This is a genomic window from Minwuia thermotolerans (genome assembly GCF_002924445.1).
GTDB classification, from domain to species: domain Bacteria; phylum Pseudomonadota; class Alphaproteobacteria; order Minwuiales; family Minwuiaceae; genus Minwuia; species Minwuia thermotolerans.
Genome location: NZ_PIGG01000010.1, coordinates 132,790 through 154,215 on the forward strand (window position 1 = coordinate 132,790; position 21,426 = coordinate 154,215).

22 protein-coding genes are annotated in these 21,426 nt (G+C 67.0%); 8 read left to right on the plus strand and 14 right to left on the minus strand.

What is annotated here, in order from left to right; all coding sequences use genetic code 11:
• Nucleotides 1-3 precede the first annotated feature (3 nt).
• The 4 genes from CWC60_RS01790 to CWC60_RS01805 are packed head-to-tail and all read left to right on the plus strand — an operon-like array spanning nt 4 to nt 3,950.
• Nucleotides 4-1,473 carry a monovalent cation/H+ antiporter subunit D family protein gene (locus CWC60_RS01790; RefSeq protein ID WP_109792405.1) on the plus strand — a complete coding sequence of 490 codons (1,470 nt, stop codon included), beginning with the start codon at nt 4-6 and terminating at the stop codon, nt 1,471-1,473.
• Nucleotides 1,470-1,709, plus strand: coding sequence for a hypothetical protein (locus CWC60_RS01795; protein ID WP_109792339.1), 240 nt, complete (start codon nt 1,470-1,472; stop codon nt 1,707-1,709). Before CWC60_RS01790 ends, CWC60_RS01795 begins: the two co-directional genes overlap by 4 nt.
• Nucleotides 1,696-3,399, plus strand: coding sequence for a Na(+)/H(+) antiporter subunit D (locus tag CWC60_RS01800; RefSeq protein WP_109792340.1), 1,704 nt, complete (start codon nt 1,696-1,698; stop codon nt 3,397-3,399). Before CWC60_RS01795 ends, CWC60_RS01800 begins: the two co-directional genes overlap by 14 nt.
• Entirely contained in the window at nt 3,399-3,950 is a 552-nt protein-coding gene (locus tag CWC60_RS01805) for a histidine phosphatase family protein (RefSeq protein WP_109792341.1), read from the plus strand. The genes CWC60_RS01800 and CWC60_RS01805 overlap by 1 nt, the downstream gene beginning before the upstream one ends.
• Before the next feature lie 25 nt (nt 3,951-3,975).
• Here the strand turns inward: CWC60_RS01805 and CWC60_RS01810 are convergent, their stop codons facing one another.
• The gene (locus CWC60_RS01810; protein ID WP_164516315.1) at nt 3,976-5,127 is read right to left on the minus strand and encodes a tetratricopeptide repeat protein; all 1,152 of its coding nucleotides are present in this window, start codon (nt 5,125-5,127) and stop codon (nt 3,976-3,978) included.
• A gap of 94 nt (nt 5,128-5,221) precedes the next feature.
• Nucleotides 5,222-6,613: an aspartate aminotransferase family protein gene (locus tag CWC60_RS01815; protein WP_109792343.1), complete on the minus strand. Its 1,392-nt coding sequence runs from the start codon at nt 6,611-6,613 to the stop codon at nt 5,222-5,224.
• A 193-nt stretch (nt 6,614-6,806) separates the two neighbouring features.
• On the opposite strand from CWC60_RS01815, the gene CWC60_RS01820 reads away from it, so the two are divergent.
• The 3 genes from CWC60_RS01820 (at nt 6,807) to CWC60_RS01830 (ending at nt 10,225) form a co-directional block, all read left to right on the plus strand.
• Nucleotides 6,807-7,652 (plus strand): prephenate dehydratase, encoded by an 846-nt coding sequence (locus tag CWC60_RS01820; protein WP_109792406.1) that lies wholly within the window; start codon nt 6,807-6,809, stop codon nt 7,650-7,652.
• Nucleotides 7,653-7,664: 12 nt separating this feature from the next.
• Nucleotides 7,665-8,222, plus strand: coding sequence for a PAS domain-containing protein (locus tag CWC60_RS01825; protein WP_109792344.1), 558 nt, complete (start codon nt 7,665-7,667; stop codon nt 8,220-8,222).
• 107 nt (nt 8,223-8,329) lie between these two features.
• Nucleotides 8,330-10,225: a propionyl-CoA synthetase gene (locus CWC60_RS01830; protein ID WP_109792345.1), complete on the plus strand. Its 1,896-nt coding sequence runs from the start codon at nt 8,330-8,332 to the stop codon at nt 10,223-10,225.
• A 7-nt stretch (nt 10,226-10,232) separates the two neighbouring features.
• On the opposite strand, the gene CWC60_RS01835 is transcribed toward CWC60_RS01830, so the two are convergent.
• From CWC60_RS01835 to rpiB, 12 genes are read right to left on the minus strand one after another with little or no spacing between them, the layout of a single operon-like run.
• Entirely contained in the window at nt 10,233-11,702 is a 1,470-nt protein-coding gene (locus CWC60_RS01835; RefSeq protein ID WP_109792346.1) for an MBOAT family O-acyltransferase, read from the minus strand.
• Entirely contained in the window at nt 11,699-11,821 is a 123-nt protein-coding gene (locus tag CWC60_RS24230) for a hypothetical protein (RefSeq protein WP_277422307.1), read from the minus strand. The genes CWC60_RS01835 and CWC60_RS24230 overlap by 4 nt, the downstream gene beginning before the upstream one ends.
• Nucleotides 11,805-13,772 (minus strand): hypothetical protein, encoded by a 1,968-nt coding sequence (locus CWC60_RS01840; RefSeq protein WP_109792347.1) that lies wholly within the window; start codon nt 13,770-13,772, stop codon nt 11,805-11,807. Before CWC60_RS01840 ends, CWC60_RS24230 begins: the two co-directional genes overlap by 17 nt.
• A gap of 4 nt (nt 13,773-13,776) precedes the next feature.
• Nucleotides 13,777-14,730, minus strand: a complete 954-nt coding sequence (gene thiL, locus CWC60_RS01845; protein WP_109792348.1) for a thiamine-phosphate kinase — start codon at nt 14,728-14,730, stop codon at nt 13,777-13,779.
• Nucleotides 14,727-15,224: a transcription antitermination factor NusB gene (gene nusB, locus CWC60_RS01850; RefSeq protein WP_109792349.1), complete on the minus strand. Its 498-nt coding sequence runs from the start codon at nt 15,222-15,224 to the stop codon at nt 14,727-14,729. Before nusB ends, thiL begins: the two co-directional genes overlap by 4 nt.
• Nucleotides 15,221-15,673, minus strand: a complete 453-nt coding sequence (locus tag CWC60_RS01855) for a 6,7-dimethyl-8-ribityllumazine synthase (protein ID WP_109792350.1) — start codon at nt 15,671-15,673, stop codon at nt 15,221-15,223. Before CWC60_RS01855 ends, nusB begins: the two co-directional genes overlap by 4 nt.
• Nucleotides 15,674-15,677: 4 nt before the next feature.
• Entirely contained in the window at nt 15,678-16,793 is a 1,116-nt protein-coding gene (gene ribB / locus CWC60_RS01860) for a 3,4-dihydroxy-2-butanone-4-phosphate synthase (protein ID WP_109792351.1), read from the minus strand.
• An 8-nt stretch (nt 16,794-16,801) separates the two neighbouring features.
• Nucleotides 16,802-17,392, minus strand: coding sequence for a riboflavin synthase (locus CWC60_RS01865; RefSeq protein WP_109792352.1), 591 nt, complete (start codon nt 17,390-17,392; stop codon nt 16,802-16,804).
• Between the two features lie 9 nt (nt 17,393-17,401).
• Nucleotides 17,402-18,526, minus strand: coding sequence for a bifunctional diaminohydroxyphosphoribosylaminopyrimidine deaminase/5-amino-6-(5-phosphoribosylamino)uracil reductase RibD (gene ribD, locus CWC60_RS01870; RefSeq protein ID WP_206419721.1), 1,125 nt, complete (start codon nt 18,524-18,526; stop codon nt 17,402-17,404).
• A complete protein-coding gene (nrdR, locus tag CWC60_RS01875; protein WP_109792353.1) occupies nt 18,498-18,968 on the minus strand; it encodes a transcriptional regulator NrdR in 471 nt (156 codons plus the stop codon). Before nrdR ends, ribD begins: the two co-directional genes overlap by 29 nt.
• Before the next feature lie 27 nt (nt 18,969-18,995).
• Nucleotides 18,996-20,294 carry a serine hydroxymethyltransferase gene (glyA, locus tag CWC60_RS01880; RefSeq protein WP_206419722.1) on the minus strand — a complete coding sequence of 433 codons (1,299 nt, stop codon included), beginning with the start codon at nt 20,292-20,294 and terminating at the stop codon, nt 18,996-18,998.
• 7 nt (nt 20,295-20,301) lie between these two features.
• On the minus strand, nt 20,302-20,757 hold the full coding sequence (gene rpiB / locus CWC60_RS01885) for a ribose 5-phosphate isomerase B (RefSeq protein ID WP_109792355.1): 456 nt from the start codon (nt 20,755-20,757) through the stop codon (nt 20,302-20,304).
• 302 nt (nt 20,758-21,059) lie between these two features.
• On the opposite strand from rpiB, the gene CWC60_RS01890 reads away from it, so the two are divergent.
• On the plus strand, nt 21,060-21,425 hold the full coding sequence (locus CWC60_RS01890; protein WP_241147884.1) for a Ros/MucR family transcriptional regulator: 366 nt from the start codon (nt 21,060-21,062) through the stop codon (nt 21,423-21,425).
• The last annotated feature ends 1 nt before the right edge of the window (nt 21,426 follow it).

Consider the following 21,426-nt stretch of genomic DNA (forward strand, 5'->3'; position numbering starts at 1 on the left):
GAGATGCAGATACTGCTGACGGTCGCCGTGCCGTTGATCGGCATGGTCGGCATCGCGCTGGCCGGACGCTGGCCGAACCTGCGCGAGGGCGTGACCCTGCTGACGGCCACGGTCAATGCGGTCAATGTCTGGACCATCCTGCCGGTCGTCCTGGAAGGCGGGCGGCCTGCGGTCAGCGTGATCGAGATCCTGCCCGGCCTGCCGCTGAAGTTCGAGGCGGAGCCGCTCGGCATGTTGTTCGCGGCGGTCGCGGCGACGCTCTGGATCGTCAATTCGATCTATTCGATCGGCTACATGCGCGGCAACAACGAAGTCCGCCAGACCCGCTTCTACGCCTGCTTCGCGCTGGCCATCGCCGGGGCCATGGGCGTCGCCTTCGCCGGAAACCTGCTGACGCTGTTCATCTTCTACGAGGTGCTGACGCTCTCCACCTACCCGCTGGTGATCCACAAGGAGACCGAGGAAGCGCGCCGGGGCGGGCGCACCTATCTCGGCATCCTGATCGCCACGTCCATCGGCCTGCAGCTTCCGGCGATCATCTGGACCTGGCACCTGACGGGCACGCTGGACTTCGTCCCCGGCGGCACCCTGGCGGGCAAGGTGCAGGGGGTTTCCGCGGGCCTGCTGCTGGCGCTCTACATGTACGGCATCGGCAAGGCGGCGCTGATGCCCGTGCATCGCTGGCTGCCGGCAGCGATGGTCGCGCCGACCCCGGTCTCGGCGCTGCTGCATGCCGTCGCCGTGGTCAAGGCCGGCGTCTTCACGGTGCTGAAGGTGATCGTCTACATTTTCGGCCTGGACCTGATGTCGTCGGAGCCGATGACCAACTGGCTGGTCTACGCCGCCGCGATCACGCTGACGCTCGCCAGCCTGATCGCCATGCAGCAGGACAACCTGAAACGACGGCTGGCCTATTCGACGGTCAGCCAGCTTTCCTACGTCATCCTGGCGGGCGCGCTTGGCACGGCCATGGGCGTGGTCGGCGGCGGCATGCACATCGCCATGCACGCGGCCGGCAAGATCACGCTGTTCTTCTGCGCCGGCGCGATCTACGTCGCCGCCCACAAGAACGAAATTTCGGACATGAAGGGAATCGGCCGGGTCATGCCCGTGACCACCTTCTGCTTCATGATCGGGGCGCTGTCGGTGATCGGCCTGCCGCCCCTCGGCGGTTCGTGGTCGAAGATGCTGATCATGGTCGGCGCGGCGGACGCCGGCTTCCAGATCATGATCGGCGTGCTGATCCTGAGTTCCCTGCTCAACGTCGCCTATCTGATGCCCGTGCCGCTGCGCGGTTTCATGTTCCGCCCGCCCGACGCTGGCGATGGCCCGGTCAAAGTCAGGGAGGCGCCCCTGCCCTGCCTGATCGCCATCGTCATCACCTCGGCACTGTGCGTCGTGCTGTTCTTCGGCGCGGGCGAGATCTACGACATGCTGCTGCCGATCACCGAACCCGGGGGAGGCCGGCGATGAGCGGACGCACCCTCTACCGCATATTGCTCGCCCTCTGCGCCGCGCTGCTGCTGATCGACGTGGCCAACCTGGCGCTGCACTTCATCCACCATCATCCCAAGTTCGCGATCGAGGAGATCCCGAACTTCTACGGCTTTTACGGTCTCGCCGGCGGCGTGGTGCTGGCGCTGCTGGCGGAGCGGATCGGCAACGCACTGACGCGCGGGGAGGGCTACTACGACGATGACGTGGGCTGACCTGCCGCCGGGCCTGGTGCTGATCCTGGGCGGCGTCCTCGCCGCCGTCCTGCCGCATGCGCTGCGCAAGGCGCTGATGCTCGCCCTGCCGCTCGCCGGGCTGGCGCACATCCTGGCGCTGCCGGCAGGCGGGCATGCGGAGATGATGCTGTTCGGCATCGACCTGGTCGGCAGCCGCGTCGACGGCCTCGCCCTCGTCTTCGGCGGTATCTTCTATGTCGCCGCCTTCCTCGCCGCGGTCTTCCACCTGCACGTCCGCGACCGCATGCAGGATGTCGCGGCCATGGTCTATGCCGGCGCGGCGGTGGGCGCGGTATTCGCCGGCGACCTGGCGACGCTGTTCGTCTACTGGGAGCTTACGGCCATTGCCTCCGTGTTCCTGGTCTTCGCCGGCCGCACCGACGCCGCCTATCGCGCGGGCATCCGCTATCTGCTGGTACAGATCACCTCGGGCGTGCTGCTGATGGGCGGGCTGGTGCTCCACTGGCGCGCGACCGGCTCGGTCGCCTTCGACGACATCGGCCTTGGCTCGGCCGGCGCGGTGATGATCTTCCTCGCCTTCGCCATCAAGTGCGGCTTCCCGCTGCTGCACGGCTGGATCGCCGACGCCTATCCGCGCGCCAGCATCACCGGCGCGGTCTTCCTCTCCGCCTTCACCACCAAGCTCGCCGTCTATGCGCTGGCCCGCGGCTTTCCGGGCACTGAACTGCTGATCTGGATCGGCGCGGCGATGGGCATTCTGTTGGCGCTGCTGGCGCTGAAGGCGACCGACATCCGCCGCATCCTGGCCTACAGCCTGAACAGCCAGCTCGGCATCATGGTCGCCGGGGTCGGCATCGGCACGCCGCTGGCGCTGGACGGCGTCGCCGCCCACGCCGTGGTCTCCATCCTCTATACGGCGCTGCTGTTCATGGCCGCCGGCGTCGTGCTGCACCGCACCGGCCGCTCGGAGGCCAGCGCACTCGGCGGGCTGGCCACGCGCATGCCCTGGACGCTCGCCGCCACGCTGGTGGCCGCGGCGACGATCTCCGCCCTGCCGCTGACCGGCGCCTTCGTCTCCAAATCGCCGATCCTGACCGCCGCCGGATCCGAAAGCGGCTGGCTGGCCTGGAGCCTGTTGCTGCTCGGCGCGGTCGGCGCCATCGCCCATACGGGTCTGCGCCTGCCCTGGCTGATCTTCGCCGGCCGGCGTGAGGGGCCCGTGGAGATCCGGCAGCCCGCGCCTGCGAACATGTACGCCGCGATGGCCGGAAGCGCGGCGCTCTGCATCGCCATCGGCCTTGTCCCGGGTCTCTATTACGGCTGGATGCCGAACGCCTCCGATTACGAGGTCTACTCTGCCAGCCACGTGCTGACCCAGCTCCAGCTCGTCGCCTTCGCCGCGCTGGGCTTCGTCTGGCTGGTCCGCTCGGACCTGCTGTCACGGCCCGCCGCTCCGGAGACACTGCTGGACGCCGACTGGTTCTACCGGCGCGGGCTGCAGGACGTCTGGCGGAAGACCGTCGAATGGGGCGGCGAGATCGGCCGCGCCGGCCGCGGCGGCCTGCACGGCTGGGTCCAGGCGGTCATCCTGACCAGCCGCCGCCTGGCTGGGCCGGACGGGCCGCTCGGCCGTGCGGTCACGCCGGGTACGGCCGTGCTCTGGCTCACCGCCATGCTGGGACTCTATCTCGTGGTATTCTACACCTGATGCCGAAGACCGTTCACCTGATCCGCCACGGCCAGTCCACCTTCAACGCCCACATGTCGCTGACGGGGGTGGACCCGATGACCTTCGACGCGCCGCTCAGCCCGAAGGGCGAACTGCAGGTCGAGACCCTGCGCGAGGCGATGTCCGCCCGGCCCGTGGACCTGGTGGTGACCACGCCCTTCACCCGCGCGATCCAGACCAGCCTCGGCGCGTTCGGGCAGCGCGGCCTGCCGCTGGTGGTGGAGGCGATGCACCGCGAGCATCTGGCGGCCAGCTGCGACGTCGGCCGCTCGCCCGCCATTCTGGCGCGCGACTTCCCGGAACTGGACTTCGACCACCTGAACGATCCCTGGTGGTATCACCGCGACGATCACGACGGACCCTTCGCCGAGGAGCCGCAGGATCACGTCATGGACCGCGTCCACCGCTTCAAGGGCTGGCTCGCCAGCCGGCCCGAGCGCCACATCGCGGTGGTCGGCCACGGCACCTTCTTCTGGATGCTGACCGGCCGCTTCCTCAACAATGCCGAGGTCGCGACCCTGGAAATGTAGAAGGCCTCGGCCTCCGGCAGCGGGCCTATTCGTTCAGGATCGTACAGTTCTCGCGCGCGCACTCTGTCAGGGCCGCCTGCGCGGCGTCGCTCCATTCGTCCTCCGGGGCGTCCGCGGCCAGATAGCCCTTCCGCTTCAGCACGCTGATGTAAACGGACTTGTAGACCCAGTGGTTGTCGGCGAGCCGCCGGTGCGTCGCCACCGCCGCATCGATATCGCCCTTCGCCGCGTGGATACGCGCGAGCACGTAGACGCCAACACCGTCCGCCGGGTCGAGCCTGAGGTTCTCTTCCGCATGGAACAAGGCCTTGTCGAAATCGCGGACCTCCTCCGGCCCGAAGGCGCGGAACTGCGCCAGCATGAAATGAGCCGCCGATACCGATGGATCGTGGCTGACGACATCCTCATAGGCCGCGACGGCCGCGGGGCCATCGTTCAAATCCGCATAGGCTTCGGCTCTCTGGCCGTGGAGAAACGCGATATCCACGACCTCACCGATCGCATCCCCGGCTGCTGCGAGCGCCTCGTAGTTGGCGAGCGCCGCCCGGAGCCGGCCTTTATGCTGCAGGGCGAGACCCAAGTTGAACCGCGTCAGGCTGTTGCCGGGCTGCAGATCGAGGGCCTTCTGGAAATCGGCGATGGCGCGGTCGTAACGCTCCTGCCGAAGAAAGACGGTGCCGCGGTTGTTGTAAGCGTCCATTCGTCCCGGTTCGGCCTCGATCGCCAAATCGTAGTCCGCGACAGCCTCGTGCAGCCGGCCCGCCTTGCGCTTCGCGAGGCCGCGATTGACCAACGCATCGTAGTCGCCTGGACGCAACTCGAGCGCCCGGTCCAGATCGATGATGGCTTCGTCATAGGCGCCGATCTCATCCAGCGCATAGGCGGATTCGTAGTACGCCGCGGCGCGTATGTCGGGATCGGTCGCATGATGGGCGAGAACGCTGCAGAAGGCCGAATCCAGCGCCCAGGAGTTGTAGGGCTCGGTCTGATCGGGGCATTGCTCTATCAGATCGTCGACCGTGATGGTTGCGGAAGGATGGGCGCCGAGCGCGATGGACACACCGCAATAGGATTTCTGCAACCGTGTCGGAAGCCCGTCATCCTCGCATCGCTGCTGCAGCACTTCGCCGGTGAGCGGCGACTCCGCCTCCGCTCGAACGGCGCCGAAAACCAGCACCGCACCCAGAACAATCGCCCGCATCGCTCCGCCTCCCACAACCCTGGATGGCTGCAGGAAATCACATGCACGCGAACAAATCAAGATCGGAGGATCAGGCGGCCTGGCGCAGGCCCTCCTTCGTCACCCAGTGCTCGGTGTCGTCGAGGGCCTTCTCGAAGCGGTCGAACATCTCGTTGATCTCGGCTTCGGTGATGACCAGCGGCGGGCAGAAGCCCAGCGAATCCGTCATCGCCCGGGTGATGAGACCGTGCCTGACCGCGAATTCCGAGCAGTTCGCGCCGACCATCTTCTTCGGGTCGAAGGCCCGCTTCGTGGCCTTGTCGGCGACCAGTTCCACCGCGCCGACGAGGCCGACGCCGCGAACGTCGCCGACCAGCGGGTGATCGCCCAGCTTGCGCAGGCGCCGCTGCATCACCGGCATGACCTCGCGGACATGCTCCAGGATACGCCGCTCCTCCATCAGCTCCAGCGTGCGCACGGCGACCGCCGCGCAGACCGGATGGGCCGAATAAGTGAAGCCATGGGCGAAGGTGCCGATCTTCTTCGACTGCTCGATCATGGCGTCGTGGATGCGGTCGTTGACCATCACGCCGGAGATCGGCAGATAGGCCGAGGAGAGCTGCTTGGCGCAGGAGACGGAATCCGGCTCGATGTCGTAGGTCTCGCAGCCCCACATGTTGCCCGTCCGGCCGAAGCCGCAGATCACCTCGTCGGCGATCATCATGATGTCGTATTTCTTCAGCACGGCCTGGATCTTCGGGAAGTAGCCCGCCGGCGGCACCAGCACGCCGCCCGCGCCGCAGACCGGTTCGGCGATGAAGGCGGCGACCGTCTCCGGTCCCTCCTCCAGGATGCGCTGCTCGAGCAACTCGGCGAGGCGGGTCGAGTATTCCTCCTCGGTCTCGCCCGGCTCCATGCCGCGATAGGGATAGGCCATGTCCACATGGCCGATATTGGCGATGGGCAGGTCGAACTCGGCATGGTTGGCCGGCAGTCCCGTCAGCGAGGCCGAGGCGATCGTGACGCCGTGATAGCCCTTGATGCGGGAGAGGATCTTCTTCTTCTCCGGCCGGCCGAGGGCGTTGTTGACGTACCACTGCAGCTTGACCTGGCTGTCGTTGGCCTCGGAGCCGGAATTGGCGAAGAAGACCTTCGACATGCCCTTCGGCGCGATCGCCAGCAGCTTCTCGGCCAGCTCGATGGAGGGCATCGAGCTCTTGTGGCCGAACTGGTGGTAGAAGGGCAGCTTGCGCATCTGCTCGACCGCCGCGTCGATCAGCGCCTCCTCGCCGAAGCCGAAGCTGGCGCACCAGAGGCCGGCCATGCCTTCGATGTATTCGTTGCCCTCGTCGTCCCAGACCATCACGCCCTTGCCGCGGTCGATGATCATCGGGCCCTTGGTCCGGTGCACGTCGAGATTGGTGTAGGGATGGATAATGCTTTCGATGTCGCGCGCGGACGGCGAATTGCCGATGTCGTTCATCTCTCGCCTCCAGGGGTAAGGTCGTCCGTTTCGGGCCGCGATCCTGCCAGAATACCGGCCCGCCGGCGACTGCTTTGATCGCGGACCCGTCGGCGCGGACGCGCAGGCACCGTCCAAGCGGCTTGAAATGACCCGCGTTTTCTGCCCATTTCCCTCCGCCCGAAGCCTTCTGTGGACAAGCACGACCATGAACATGATCCCCTCCCCCAGGACCGTCGCCTTCCAGGGCGTCCCCGGCGCCTATTCGAACCTGGCCTGCCGGGAGGTCTTTCCGGAGGCGGAGGCGGTGCCATGCAAGACCTTCGATGCCGCCTTCGAGGCGGTGCGCAATGGCGACACCGATGTCGGCATGATCCCGATCGAGAACTCGCTGGGCGGCCGCGTCGCCGACATCCACTCACTGATCCCGAAGTCCGGCCTCTACATGGTCGGCGAACACTTCCAGCGCGTCGAGCACATGCTGCTGGCGCCGAAGGGCGCGACGCTGGAAGGCCTGAAGCGCGTCTACAGCCACGAGCAGGCGCTGGCCCAGTGCCGGGACCTGATCGCCAATCTGGGCCTGGAAGCGGTGGTCCATGCGGATACCGCCGGCTCGGCGCAGGAGGTCGCGGAGCGCGGCGACCCGGCGGAGGCAGCGATTGCCTCCAGTCTCGCCGCCGAGATCTACGGACTCGAGCCCCTGCGCAGCCGTGTCGAGGACAAGATCGGCAACACCACCCGCTTCATCGTCATGGCGCGCCAGCGTATGGATCCGCCGCCGACCGACCCGGCGATCACCAGCCTGCTGTTTCAGGTGCGCAGCGTGCCGGCCGCGCTCTACAAGGCGCTGGGCGGTTTCGCGACCAACGGCGTCAACGTGGTCAAGCTGGAGAGCTACATCGTCGACATGAGCTTCACGGTGGCCCAGTTCTACGCCGAAATCGAGGGCCATCCGGCGATGCGCGAGGTCGATCGCGCTCTGGAGGAGGTCCGTTTCTTCTCAACCAGTGTGAAGGAACTCGGCGTCTATCCTGCACATCCCTTCCGCCGCCAGGGATAGCAGCGGAGACACATGCATCTGCAGCCGGAGATATTCGTATCGGAGAAGGCCCGGACGCTGTTCGAGTACTGGCTGTCCCTGGCCCCGCCCGGCCATCCGCCGCGCCGGCGCGACTTCGATCCGGCTGCGGTGCCGGACCTGTTGCCCGAAATCCTGATGGTGCGGCCGACCGATGACGGCGATTTCAGGATTTCTCTGCTCGGTACCGCCCAGCGCGAGGCCTTCGGCGAGGAACTGACCGGCGAGAGCATCTTCGCGCGGATCGGCCGGCGGGAGGCAGAGCGCCTCCGGCAGATCCAGACCGAGGCGCTGACCGGGCGCAGCGGCTTCGTCACCCTGCGCCAGTTCTATCGCGACAACGGCAAGCACTGGACGGTGCAGGGCCTGGCATTGCCCATGCTGGGCGAGGACGGGATCGTCAGCCGCAACCTCGCCGGCTTCTTCTCCCTGACGGCGGCGGAATTCGGCGAACGGCGCGGCGCCGGCCTGGACGTGGACCGGACCACCCTGCAGGGCGCCTGGCGCTATGACATCGCCCGCGGCACCTTCGCCGTCGCCCGCCTGGACTGAGGCGCGCTTCATCCGTTCCTGATTGCGCGCCTTTCCCGCATTCCGCCCGCGGCGGCCTTGTGATAGCTAACGGGAAAGCACGAAGACGCACCGGGGAGGGTGAACCGATGGGCCGTTATGACGACGTCTACAACGCCTGGCGCGAGGATCCGGAAAGCTTATGGGCCGAGGCTGCCAAGGATATCGACTGGGTCAAACCCTGGGACAGGGTGCTGGACGATACCAACCCGCCGTTCTACCGCTGGTTCGCCGGCGGCGAACTGAACACCGCCTACAACTGCCTCGACCGCCATGTCGATGGCGGCCGCGCCGACCAGGCGGCGATCATCTACGACAGCCCGATGACGGGGAATGTCGAGCGGCTGACCTATCGCGATCTGCGCGACAGGGTGGCGCTGTTCGCCGGCGCGCTGCGCGCCCGCGGCGTGGGCAAGGGCGACCGGGTGATCATCTACATGCCGATGATCCCGGAGACGGCGGTGGCCATGCTGGCTTGCGCGCGGATCGGCGCCGTGCACTCGGTTGTCTTCGGCGGCTTCGCTCCCAACGAACTCGCCACCCGCATCGACGACGCGAAACCGAAGCTGATCATCGCCGCGACCTGTGGCCTGGAACCGGGCCGGGTGATCGAATACATGCCGCTGATCCACAAGGCGATCGACCTGTCGAAGCACAAGCCGGACGGCACCATTGTCTACGCGCGCCCCGAAGTCCCGGCGTTCGAGATGCGTCAGGGCGACATGCTCTGGGACGATGCGCTGAAGGACGCCGAGCCGGCCGAGTGCGTCACCGTGAAGGCGACGGACCCGCTCTACGTCCTCTACACCTCCGGCACGACGGGCCAGCCCAAGGGCGTGGTGCGCGACAATGGCGGCCACGCCGTGGCGCTGAAATGGTCCATGAAGAACCTCTACGACGTCGATCCGGGCACGACCTTCTGGGCGGCCTCCGACGTCGGCTGGGTGGTGGGCCACAGCTACATCGTCTACGCGCCGCTGCTGCACGGAGCGACGGCCATCCTGTTCGAGGGCAAGCCCGTCGGCACCCCGGACCCCGGCACATTCTGGCGCGTCATCGCCGACCACGATGTGCAGGTGATGTTCACCGCCCCGACCGCCTTCCGCGCCATCAAGCAACAGGATCCGAAGGGCGAATTCATCGGCAAGTACGACCTGTCGAAGTTCCGCATCCTGTTCCTGGCCGGGGAGCGTGCGGATTCCGACACCATCCAGTGGGCCGAAAAACAGCTCCAGGTGCCGGTGATCGATCACTGGTGGCAGACCGAGACCGGCTGGCCCATGGCGATCAACCCGATGGGCATCGAGGCCCTGCCCGTCAAATACGGCAGCCCGGGCAAGCCGGTACCGGGCTATGACATCCGCATCGTCAACGACGCCAACGAGGAAGTGAAACGCGGCGACATGGGCGCGATCGTGGTTAAGCTGCCGCTGCCTCCGGGCGCGCTGCCGACGCTGTGGAACGCCGAACAGCGCTTCCGCGACGCCTACCTCACCGACTACCCCGGCTACTACAAGACCGCCGATGCCGGCTACATGGACGAGGACGGCTATCTCTACGTCATGGCCCGTACCGACGATATCATCAACGTCGCCGGTCACCGCCTCTCCACCGGCGCCATGGAGGAGGTGCTGTCCCAGCATCCGGACGTCGCCGAGTGTGCGGTCTTCGGCGTCGCCGACCAGATGAAGGGTCAGTTGCCGCTCGGCCTGATCGTGCTGAAGGCGGGCGTCGAGCGCGATGTCGACGAGATCCGCAACGACTGCATCCAGATGATCCGCAACCAGATCGGCGCGGTGGCCGCCTTCCGGCTGGTGACGCCGGTCAAGCGCCTGCCCAAGACCCGCTCGGGCAAGGTGCTGCGCGCGACCATGCAGAAGATCGCCGACGGGGAGGAGTTCAAGACGCCGGCGACGATCGACGATCCGGCGATCCTGGACGAAATCCGCGTCTCGCTGGAAGACCTGGGCTACCCGAAGCGCTGAGCCGCGCTCAGAAGTCCCAGTAGAGGAACTCCGGCACCACGGCGGAGTTGGCGCGCAGCATGGCGAAACAGGCCGCGAAGGCGGCGAAGGCGAGCAGCATGCCGACCAGGTGGGGACGGTAGAGATGCGCGGCGAGCCGCCTGAGCGCCCCACCGGGTTCGACCATGCCGGCCACCTGCGGCAGGTTCGGAAGCGCCAGGCAGAAGAGCGTCAGCGCGGCGAATGTCTGCCAGCGCCAGCCGGCCAGGAAGTCCGCGCCCGCGACCGGGATGTCGAGGCCATGCAGCCCCGTCATGCCCTGCCAGACATGGATGGCGGCGGTCAGATTGTCAGCGCGGAACACGACCCAGGCGGCGACGACGAAGACCATGGTCAGCATCCAGCCGGCCGCAAGCCCCAGGGGCCTGAGCGCCGGCATTTCAGGCAACCGTGGCCGCACCGCGTCGCCCCAGGCGCGGTGGAGCAGCAGGCAGGACCCGTGCATCGCCCCCCAGATGATGAAGGTCCAGCCCGCCCCGTGCCAGATGCCGCCCAGCAGCATGACGATGAACAGGTTGAGATAGGTGCGCCACGGTCCGATCCGGTTGCCGCCCAGCGGAACGTAGAGATAGTCGCGAAGGAAGGACGACAGGGTGATGTGCCAGCGCCGCCAGAAGTCGGCGATGCTGACCGCCCTGTAGGGCGAGTTGAAGTTGAACGGCAGACGGATGCTGACCATCAGCCCGATACCGATGGCCATGTCGGAATAGCCGGAGAAGTCGAAATAGAGCTGGAAGCTGTAGGCCAGCGCCGCCGTCCATGCCTGTTCCAGCGCCAGCGGCTGGGTCAGCGCCTGGTCGAACAGCGGCGTCGCCACCGTGCCCATGGGATCGGCGATCAGCAGCTTCTTGGCCATGCCCCCGATGAAGATCATCAGGCCCCATGAAAACCCCTCCGCCGTGATCCGGAAGGCCTTCGGCGCCGCGAACTCCTGCATGGTCCGCTTCTGCTGCAGGATCGGTCCGGCGATGAGCTGCGGGAAGAAGGAGACGAAGGCGGCATACTGGATGAAGTCGTGATGGTGCGTACGCCCGTTGCGGGCGTCCACCAGGTAGGAGATCTGCTGGAAGGTGAAGAACGAGATGGCGAGCGGCAGGACGATCTCCGGCAGCGGAATGTCCGCCCCGCTCAGCCATTCGATGTTCTCCTCGATGAAGTTGGCGTACTTGAACCAGGCCAGCGCCGCCAGATTGAGCGCGACACCGAACGCCGTCAGACCCTTCGACCGGGTGCGTTCGATGGCCCGCCCGAGGGCGAAGTTCACCAGGATCGAGGCGACGATCAGCGGCAGGTAGACCGGCTTCCAGAAGCCGTAGAAGAACAGCGACACGGCGACGATCCAGTAGAGCTGGGCCCCGAACAGCCGTCGCGAGAGCACCACGCCGATCAGCGCCAGCGGCAGGAAGGCGAACAGGAACAGGTCGGAACTGAAGATCATCGCGCCGCCTGCCGGTCGCAGTAGGGGTCCATCACGGCGCGGAAGGCGTCGATCGATCGTTTCAGCCGCTCCCGCAGATCGGCCTCGTGGAGATCGAGCGCCTCAGGGGGGGACGACATGCCTGCCGGCTGCGATCGCCTCCAGGATGTAGCTGTTGACGGTCGGGTGGTAGTGCGAGGCGTCGCGGTAGAGTTCCGGGTCGCCTGCGAAGCGGACGATGCCCTGGAAGTCGAACAGCCGGTAATTGGACAGCCCCGCAAGTTCCTCGTGGAGGATGCGCGCGGCGAACTCGGTATCGGCCAGCCGCCCGCCCGGATCGGCATGCATCAGGGCCGAATAGGCCGGGATGAAGAAGACGAACTCCGTTTCCGGAAAATCCTCGACCAGGGGCCGGACCGAAAGGCGGATGTTCTGCCGGATGTCGACCGCGTCGATGTCGCCCGCGGGCTGGTCCTGCCGCGCGCAGTATTCCTCGCCGACCAGATGGGGGCCGAACTCGCGCCGCTCCCCCCATTTGTTGATGCCGTCCAGCGCCTGGACGTCTCCCGTCCGCCGCGCAGTGCGGGCCGCATTGGCGTCCAGCCAGGCCTGCAGGGTGAAGCCGTACTCCAGATCGGTCAGCGGGTTGCCGTCATAGAGATGGAACGGGAACGTCCCGTCGCGCAGTCGCCCCGGCTCCAGGTTGAAGCGCGCCAGTTCGTATTCCCACAGCACCCGCTCGGCGCCGTGGTCGCGCAGTGCCGCGCGCGCCAGTTCGCTCTGCTCGGCCGGGTAGGAGCCGGCGATGGTCGCGTTCAGCGTCGGCAGACCGAGAATCTCGCCGGCCTCCTCCATATAGAAGTTCTGGCTGATCGAGGTGCCGACGATGATCGCCTTGTAGGGCCAGGTTCGTACCAGGCCCGCCATCCGGTACTGCTCGTCGGGGACGAAGTAATCCCGCGCAGCCGGCGGCGCGAACATGTGCAGCGGATCGATCCGCACCAGCCAGCCCAGATAACCGACGACGACAGCCATGATCGCCGCAGGCAGGACGATCGCGACGGTGCGCGGCCTGGGCACCGCAAGCCGCCGGGCGATCCCTTCGTGACCGACCGCGTAGGCAGCGAGCGACAACAACAGCAGCGTCGCGGCGAAGGCCGCGGGCACATAGGGGCTGAGCAACGCCGTCAGCTCGACCTCGTAGCGCCGCCCGTTCGCGGCTGGATCGCTGTTGTCGGGTGTGGAGAAACGCAACAGGCCGCCGCCGACGAAGTGCGCGCCGCCGCCCTGCCCACGGATCTCGTCGGTGCCGGCGAAGGGATCGCCAACCGGCCAGCCGTCCTCCAGCAGCTGGCCGGCGACGAAGCCCCGTCCCCTGTCGGACCAGGGGACATACAGTGGCCAGGGCTGCTCGATGGGATAGAAATAGCCGACCGGGGCGAGAGCCCGGACGGCGGCCGGATCGATCGATTCCCGGTAGCGCACGCCCTCTACCGCCAGCCATGCCGTGGCGCCCGCGGCGACGGCCAGCGCGAGCAGCACGACATCCACGCCTCGGCGGGCCGCCCGGGAACCGGGCGCCAGCAACAGCAGCCCGCCGGTCAGCAACAGCGCCGCCGCCGCAACCGTCGCGATCATCACCTCCCGGTCGAGCCGAACGAGAAACCGGGCCTCCAGCAGCGGGTTGGCGGGCGGCTCGGGCCCCAGGGTGAAATAGAAGTTCTGGACGCCGGTATGCAGATAGCCCGGCCGCGCGCCCTCACTGAGCGGTCCCTTGCTGACCCGCCCATCGGCGACGCGCCGGCCGTTGATGTAGAACTCGGTGGCCGTCCCCGACGAGCCGTAGCGCGCCGCGTCGAGAACATGCAGCGGCGGGCGCTCCCAGGAACCGACATCCAGACGCTGCAGGAAGAGACGTCCCTCCTGCCGTTCTGCCTCGGCAAGCGAGAACTGTTGACCGACCGCAAAGCCGCGGAGTCCGACGAACAGCGCGGCAGCGATGACCGCGAGCGCGATCGTGATCAGTGCGGCGACCGCCCACTGCCGGCTCAGCCCTTCGGGGCGCTCCGATTCCAGAATGTTGTCGACCATGGGATCAGAAATGCCGCCAGCCTGCCTGCCTCAACGATATCTCACCCCCACGGGACATAAATCTTACACCATCGCCGGCCACGACACGGCCAATGCGCGTCAGGGGAACACCCACGTCAGGCAGCACCGCGTCGACCGGCGCGGTGAAGACCAGCTCATAGTCGTCCCCGCCGGTGAAAGGCAGGGTCTCCAGGCCGCTGCCGGCGGCGATCGCCGCGCGCGCCGCCTGGGATATCGGCACGAGATCGGCCTCGATCTCCATGCCGGCCCCGGACCGGCGGGCGATGTGGCCCAGATCGGCGGCAAGTCCGTCGGAGACGTCCTGACAGGCCGTGGCGGATCCGATCAGCGCCGGCCCCAGCCGGACCCGCGCCTCCGGCAGACGATAGCGGTCCACCAGGGTCTTCCGGTAGCCGGCGCTTACCGCCAGCTCCTCCTGAAGGCATTTCAGCCCCAGCGCGGCGTCACCGACGCTGCCGGAGACGTAGACCGCGTCGCCGGCCCGGGCGCCGTTGCGGCGCAGTTCCCGCCCACGCTCGACCCGGCCCAGTGCCGTCAGCGAGAGCGTCACCGGACCCGGCGTCGAGACTGTATCTCCGCCATATAGCGCGATGCCGAAAATCCGCTGGTCCTCGGCGAGACCGGCGACGAAGGCCTCCAGCCAGTCGTCGTCACAATCGGGCGAGAGAGCGAAGGCCAGCAGATAGCCCATCGGCGACGCCCCCATCGCCGCAAGGTCCGAGAGATTGACCCGCACCAGCTTGCGGGCGATCAGATCGGGCGGATCGTCGGCCAGGAAGTGGACGCCGGCGACCATGGCGTCCTTCGTCGCGACCCAGGCTTCGCCATGCGAAAGTTCCGGCAGAACGGCGGCGTCGTCGGAGAGAGAGAAGGCGCCCTCGCCGGCCAGGGGGGCGAGCAGACGCTCGATGATCTCGAATTCGCCGCTTCGGCTCATCCGCCCCGGCCGGCGGCCAGTTCATCCCGTCTGATACGCCGCGCCAGCCGATCCAGCACCGCGTTGACCAGGGACGGCTCGGCGCCGCTGAAGAAGGCGTGGGAGAGGTCCACATATTCGTCGATGACCACGCGCGCGGGCACATCGATGCGGGCCAGCAGCTCATAGCCGGCAACCCTGAGCAGCGCCCTGAGCAGCGTCTCCAGCCGGTCGAGATCGTAGTCCAGGCTGAGCGCGCCTTCGATCATCCGGTCCAGTTCCAACCGACGGTCGTGGCTTCCGGCCACAAGGTCCTGGAAGAAGTCCCGGTCTGCGCTGACCAGGGGCTCGCCGTCCAGGTCGTGACCCAGACGATGCGCCTGGAACTCGGCAATGACGGTCGCGGCATCGTCCTCGTTGAGGTCGAGCTGATAGGTCGCCTGCACGGCGTGCATGCGGGCGGCGCTGCGCTGACGCCGCGCCTGGCTGCCGCCGCTGGCCTTGCGCCGGGTCATTCCTCTTCCGCGAACTGCTGGCCGAGTTCGATCATCCGCAGCACGGCCCGGGCGGCATCCCCGCCCTTGTCCTTGCCCTTCGGGTCGGCCCGCGCCCAGGCCTGATCGTGATTCTCGACCGTCAGGATGCCGTTGCCGATGGAAACGCCGTCATAGACGGTCAGATCCATCAGCGCCCGGGCCGACTCGCCGGCCACGATGTCGTAATGCGAGGTCTCGCCCCGGATGACGCAGCCCAGCGCCACGTAACCCTCATAGGAGCGCGTGCCCTGTTGCACCGCGTCCTCGGCCATGGCGATGGCGCCGGGGACTTCCAGCGCGCCGGGCACTACGATCCGGTCATAGGCGGCGCCGGCCTTCTCGAGTGCGGCGATGGCGCCTTCGGCCAGGCCGTCGGAGATGTCTTCGTAGTACCGGGCTTCCACCAGCAGGATTTGCGCGCGCGCCATGCCCTCAGTCCTCCTGAAGCGGGCGGGTGCCCACGATTTCCAGATTGTAGCCTTCCAGGCCGATGACGTGCTTGGGCGAATTGGTCAGCAGGACCATCTTGCGTACACCAAGGTCCGTGAGAATCTGGGCGCCGATGCCGTAGTCGCGGAGGTCCATCAGCTTTTCCAGGTTGTTCTGCTCCTGGGCCTGCAGGAACTCCGAAATCCGCATTTCCCGCGCCTGGCGCAGGAAGACCAGGACCCCCCGGCCTTCCTTCGCAATCTGCCGCATGGCCTGCTGCAGCCGGCCCGCCTTGCCCCCGGTTTCATGGAACAGGTCGGGCAAGGGATCGTAGCCGTGCATCCGCACCAGCACCGGTTCCTCGCCGGAGATGTCGCCCTTGATGAGCGCCAGGCTCTCCGCGTAGGAAACCTCGGAGTCGAATACCACCAGCCGGAACTCGCCGCCCAGTTCGCTCTTCACCACGGACTCATGGGAACGCGCGACCAGCTTGTCGAAGCGCCGCCGGTAGGCGATCAGGTCGGCGATGGTGGCGATCTTGAGATTGTGGAACTGGGCGAACTTCACCAGATCCGGCATGCGGGCCATGGTGCCGTCGTCGTTCATGATCTCGCAGATCACGCCGGCCTGGCGCAAGCCCGCCATCCGCGCGATGTCGACTGCGGCTTCCGTGTGGCCGGCGCGCTGCAGGACGCCGCCGCTCTTGGCGACCAGCGGGAAGACGTGGCCGGGCGTGACGATATCCTCCGGCCCCTTGGTCAGGTCGATCGCGGTCTGGATGGTGTGCGCGCGGTCCTGGGCCGAGATGCCTGTCGAGATGCCTTCGCGCGCCTCGATCGAGACAGTGAAGGCCGTCTGGTGGCGCGCCTGATTGTTCTTGCTCATCAGGTCCAGGCCGAGCTGCTCGATCCGTTCCTGGTTCATGGACAGGCAGATCAGGCCGCGGCCGTACTTGGCCATGAAGTTGATCGCCTGCGGCGTCGCGAACTGAGCGGGAATGTAGAGATCCCCCTCGTTCTCCCGGTCCTCGTCGTCGACCAGGATGACCATCTTGCCGTTGCGGGCGTCCTCGACCACGTCCTCGATGGACGAAAGGTAGCGTGTGAATTCCGAAGTCATTCAGATCCCTAGCCGTCGGTGTCCCTGAGCCGCGCCACATAGCGCGACAGGATGTCGATTTCCATGTTCACAGGGTCGCCGACCTGGATTTCGCCGAAGGTCGTCCGCTCCTGTGTGTGCGGAATGATGTTGATCTCGAAGCTGTCTTCGCCGACCGCATTCACGGTCAGTGACGCGCCGTTGAGCGCCACCGAGCCCTTCTCCGCGACATGGCGGGCGAGTTCCTTCGGCAGTTCGAAGACGAAGCGTCGGCTGTCGCCCACCGGCTCGATTTCCCGGACCCGCGACAGACCGTCGACATGACCGCTGACGATGTGGCCGCCCAGCTCGTCGCCGACGCGCAGGGATCGTTCCAGATTGATCCGTGCGCCCTCGCCCAGCGAACCGATGGCCGTGCGGTCAAGCGTTTCCCGGGAGACATCGACGTCGAACCAGCGCGGCCCCTTGTCGACGACCGTCAGGCAGACGCCGTGACAGGCGATGGACGCGCCCATTTCGATGCTGGCCGTATCATAGGCCGTGGCGATCCGGATGCGCATGTCACCGCGCGCCTCGACGGAGACGATGCGGCCGATGTCGGTGATGATGCCGGTGAACATGGCGTCCTTTTAAGGTTCCCGCAGATAGGTTTCCAGCACGTCGTCGCCGAAATGCGCGATGGCCGCCCTGCGGAACCTGGGAACGTCGGCCAGCTTCTCCAGCCCGAAGCCCCCGATCGCCGGCAGACCGTCGCCCCCGATCAGCGTCGCAGCGCGGAACCACGCCAGTTCGTCGACCAGGTCGGCGGCCACGAAGGCGGCGGCGACCCGCGCTCCGCCCTCGATCAGCAGACGCGTGATCCCCGCCTCCGCCAGCGACCGCAGAACGTCGCCCGGCGCGGGCACCCCGCTCGCCGAAACATCGAAGCGGAACAGGCGCGCACCCCTGGCTTCCAGCGCCGCGGCGCGCGCCGGGTCCGCCTCCATGCCGCAGAAGACATAGAGCGGCGTCTGCGCCGCGGTGTCCACCAGCCGGCCCGATGGCGGGATCGACAGCCGCGAATCGAGCACCACCCGCACCGGGCTGCGCTGCGCCAGGCCCGGAAGCCGGCAGGTCAGTTCCGGATCGTCGGCCAGGGCGGTGCCGGCGCCGATCAGGATCGCATCGTGACTGGCGCGCAGCAGGTGCCCCCGCTGCCGCGCGGCGCCCGCCGTGATCCATTTCGCGTCCTTGGCGCCGGTGGCGATGCGCCCGTCCAGCGTCGTCGCCAGCTTCAGCGTGACCATCGGGCGGTTCGCCGTCCGTTGAAGGACGAAGCCGCGGTTGAGCGCGGCGGCCTGGTCGGACAGAACGCCCGTGACCACTTCGACGCCCGCGTCACGCAGCATCTCCACACCACGGCCATTCACCCGCTCGTCGGGATCGGTCATGGCGATCACGACCCGGGCGACACCGGCCGCGGCCAGCGCCTCCGCGCAGGGCGGCGTGACGCCGTGATGACTGCAGGGTTCCAGCGTGACATAGGCGGTCGAACCGCGGGCGGCCACGCCGGCGCGGGCGAGCGCTTCCGTTTCGGCATGCGGGCGGCCGCCGGGTTGGGTCCAGCCCCGGCCGATCACGCGGCCGTCCGCGACCAGCACGCAGCCAACGGCCGGATTGGGCGCCACCTGCCCCAGTCCGCGCCGCGCCAGCATCAGCGCGTGGGCCATGTGGCGGCGGTCGGCCTCAGTCGTGGACTTCGTCGCGCTGGCCAAGTTCGCGTCCGATGAAGTCCTCGAAGTCGGAGGCCTCGCGGAAGTTCCTGTAGACCGAAGCGAAGCGGACATAGGCGACCTGGTCCAGGTTGGCGAGCGCCCGCATGATCAGTTCGCCGATGGTCTGTGACTGGATCTCCGATTCGCCTGAGCTCTCGAGCTGACGCACGATGGCGTTGATGGTCCGCTCGACCCGTTCGGGATCGACGGGCCGCTTGCGGATGGCGATGTCGATCGAGCGGGCGACCTTGTCGCGGTCGAAGGGCACGCGCTGGCCGTTCTTCTTCACCACGGTCAGTTCGCGGAGCTGGATCCGCTCGAACGTGGTGAACCGGCCGCCGCAGTTGGGACAAAAGCGCCGGCGCCGGATCGCGGTGTTGTCCTCGGTGGGACGCGAATCCTTCACCTGCGTGTCGGCGTTGTGACAGTACGGACAGCGCATGCCCAATCCCCCCTGGTCAGGCCGTGGTCACAGGCCCTGCGTATAGATCGGGAACCGGCCACAGAGCTGCTTGACCTCTTCGCGCGCCTTCGCCTCCGCGGCCCCGTTGTCGCCGTTGGACTGGGCGTAGGCCTCCAGAACGTCGGCGATCAGGTGCCCGACCTTCTGGAACTCCGCTTCGCCGAAGCCGCGGGTCGTTCCCGCTGGCGTGCCGAGCCGGACGCCCGACGTAACCATGGGCTTCTCCGGGTCGAATGGCACGCCATTCTTGTTGCAGGTCATCCAGGCGTTTTCCATCGTCCGTTCGGCGTCACGGCCGGTAACGCCCTTGGAGCGCAGATCGACCAGCATCAGATGCGTGTCGGTACCGCCCGAGACGATGTCGAAGCCCCGCTCCATCAGCGCCCCGGCAAGCGCCTTCGCGTTGGCCACGACCTGGCGGCTGTAGGCGTGGAACTCGGGCTTCAGCGCCTCGCCGAAGCCGGCCGCCTTGGCGGCGATGGCGTGCATCAGCGGCCCGCCCTGAAGTCCGGGAAAAACGGCCGAGTTGATCTTCTTGCCCAGCGCCTCGTCGCGGCTGAGGATCAGCCCGCCGCGGGCGCAGCGCAGGGTCTTGTGGGTCGTCGAGGTGACGATCTGCGCATGGTCCAGCGGGTTCGGGTGCACCCCGCCGGCGACCAGGCCGGCGAAATGCGCCATGTCGACCATCAGCCAGGCACCGACCTCGTCGGCGATCTCCCTGAATCGCTTGAAGTCGATGATGCGCGGATAGGCCGATCCGCCGGCGATGATCAGCTTCGGCCTGTGTTCCTTCGCCAGCTTCTCCACTTGATCGAAGTCGATCAGGGCATCCTCGCGCCGAACGCCGTACTGAACGGCCTTGAACCACTTGCCGGACTGGTTCGGCGCGGCCCCGTGGGTCAGGTGCCCGCCGGCGTCCAGCGACATGCCCATGACCGTGTCACCCGGCTGCAGCAGCGCCATGAAGACGGCCTGGTTGGCCTGAGCGCCCGAATGGGGCTGAACGTTGGCGAAGCTGCAGTCGAACAGCTTGCAGGCCCGCTCGATCGCCAGCCGCTCGGCGATGTCCACGAACTCGCAGCCGCCATAGTAACGCCGGCCCGGATAGCCTTCGGCGTACTTGTTCTGGAACACCGTCGCCATCGCCTTGATGACCGCGGGGCTGGCAATGTTCTCGGAGGCGATAAGCTCGATCTGGTTCTGCTGACGGTCCATCTCCAGCCGGAAGGACTCGAACAGTTCGGGATCGTCGCGCTCCAGGTCCGCCGACCAGAAATCACGCACCGCGTCGGTTGCTTCAGCCATGCTCATTCTACCTGTCCTCATCGCCTTGGGCCGCGAGGCCCAGTTTGTCGACCCGGCGCTGATGCCGTCCACCCTCGAATTCCGTCTCGAAGAAGATGCGCACGCAATCCCGGGCCGTTTCTATGCCGATGACCCGCGCGCCGAGCGCGAGCACGTTGGCGTCATTGTGCAGCCGCGTGAGCCGGGCCGACGTCGCGTCACTGACTGCGGCGGCGCGGACCTTCGGCTCGCGGTTGGCGGCCATGGATATGCCGATGCCGGTGCCGCAGACCAGAATGCCGCGTTCGGCCCGGCCATCGCGGATGGCGGCCGCCAGCCGCCATCCGAAGTCCGGATAGTCGACGGAATCGGCGCTGTCGGTTCCGACGTCGAGCACCCTGTGCCCGAGCGCCTCGACGTCCGTCTTCAGCGCCTCCTTCATCTCGAAGCCGGCGTGATCCGCTGCCATGACGACGGTAACCATGCGCCTTCCATCCGTTTCCGGGAACAAGGCCAGGGGCATACCACATCTTGTGGAGAAATGCGAAGCGGCACGCGCGGCCGCCCACGCCGATGCGACGCATTGACCGGCCATTCCGGGCCGCCGGAACACCACTCGCGCCGATAGCCGAGCACATGGTCAGTTAGCGCATAAAGCGATTGATCGAGCCATAACGCTATCTTACCGTTATGAAAATGTTGCAATATCAACCGGAACAGAATGGGGAAATGACCGTGGACCGAGCAGAGAGCGACGAACAGACGGAGGCCCGGAGCCTGCTTCGCATGACGTCCAGCATCTCGGCCGCCTATCTGGCCAATAATCAGGTAGCGCCGGGCGATGTGCACACGGTGATTGTGACCGTCCGGTCTGCGCTCAGTGCATTGATGCAGCCTGCCGACGACCGGAATATTGCACCTCCGGAACCAGCGGTGCCGATCAAGCGTTCCATCACGCCCGACCATCTGGTGTGTCTGGAAGACGGCAAGAAGCTGAAGATGCTGAAGCGCTATCTTCGGGCCAGATACGACATGACGCCGGACGATTATCGCGCCAGGTGGAACCTGCCGCCGGACTATCCCATGGTGGCGCCGAACTACGCGCGGCAACGGTCCGAGTTCGCCCGCCGCATCGGCCTCGGCAGGAAGTAGC

Bases quoted from the DNA above. Each gene is read 5' to 3' on its own strand.
- nusB (WP_109792349.1), bottom strand. From the start codon at position 15,224: ATGACCCGGCGCAAGGCCAGCGGCGGCAGCCAGGCGCGGCGTCAGCGC.
- CWC60_RS01835 (WP_109792346.1), bottom strand. From the start codon at position 11,702: ATGATCTTCAGTTCCGACCTGTTCCTGTTCGCCTTCCTGCCGCTGGCG.
- thiL (WP_109792348.1), bottom strand. From the start codon at position 14,730: ATGAGCCGAAGCGGCGAATTCGAGATCATCGAGCGTCTGCTCGCCCCC.
- glyA (WP_206419722.1), bottom strand. From the start codon at position 20,294: ATGGCTGAAGCAACCGACGCGGTGCGTGATTTCTGGTCGGCGGACCTG.
- CWC60_RS01795 (WP_109792339.1), top strand. From the start codon at position 1,470: ATGAGCGGACGCACCCTCTACCGCATATTGCTCGCCCTCTGCGCCGCG.
- CWC60_RS01805 (WP_109792341.1), top strand. From the start codon at position 3,399: ATGCCGAAGACCGTTCACCTGATCCGCCACGGCCAGTCCACCTTCAAC.
- CWC60_RS01865 (WP_109792352.1), bottom strand. From the start codon at position 17,392: ATGTTCACCGGCATCATCACCGACATCGGCCGCATCGTCTCCGTCGAG.
- rpiB (WP_109792355.1), bottom strand. From the start codon at position 20,757: ATGGTTACCGTCGTCATGGCAGCGGATCACGCCGGCTTCGAGATGAAG.
- CWC60_RS01840 (WP_109792347.1), bottom strand. From the start codon at position 13,772: ATGGTCGACAACATTCTGGAATCGGAGCGCCCCGAAGGGCTGAGCCGG.
- CWC60_RS01800 (WP_109792340.1), top strand. From the start codon at position 1,696: ATGACGTGGGCTGACCTGCCGCCGGGCCTGGTGCTGATCCTGGGCGGC.
- CWC60_RS01830 (WP_109792345.1), top strand. From the start codon at position 8,330: ATGGGCCGTTATGACGACGTCTACAACGCCTGGCGCGAGGATCCGGAA.
- CWC60_RS01820 (WP_109792406.1), top strand. From the start codon at position 6,807: ATGATCCCCTCCCCCAGGACCGTCGCCTTCCAGGGCGTCCCCGGCGCC.
- CWC60_RS01790 (WP_109792405.1), top strand. From the start codon at position 4: ATGCAGATACTGCTGACGGTCGCCGTGCCGTTGATCGGCATGGTCGGC.
- CWC60_RS01815 (WP_109792343.1), bottom strand. From the start codon at position 6,613: ATGAACGACATCGGCAATTCGCCGTCCGCGCGCGACATCGAAAGCATT.
- ribB (WP_109792351.1), bottom strand. From the start codon at position 16,793: ATGACTTCGGAATTCACACGCTACCTTTCGTCCATCGAGGACGTGGTC.
- CWC60_RS01890 (WP_241147884.1), top strand. From the start codon at position 21,060: ATGACGTCCAGCATCTCGGCCGCCTATCTGGCCAATAATCAGGTAGCG.
- CWC60_RS01825 (WP_109792344.1), top strand. From the start codon at position 7,665: ATGCATCTGCAGCCGGAGATATTCGTATCGGAGAAGGCCCGGACGCTG.
- CWC60_RS01855 (WP_109792350.1), bottom strand. From the start codon at position 15,673: ATGGCGCGCGCGCAAATCCTGCTGGTGGAAGCCCGGTACTACGAAGAC.
- CWC60_RS24230 (WP_277422307.1), bottom strand. From the start codon at position 11,821: ATGTCGTCCCCCCCTGAGGCGCTCGATCTCCACGAGGCCGATCTGCGG.
- nrdR (WP_109792353.1), bottom strand. From the start codon at position 18,968: ATGCGCTGTCCGTACTGTCACAACGCCGACACGCAGGTGAAGGATTCG.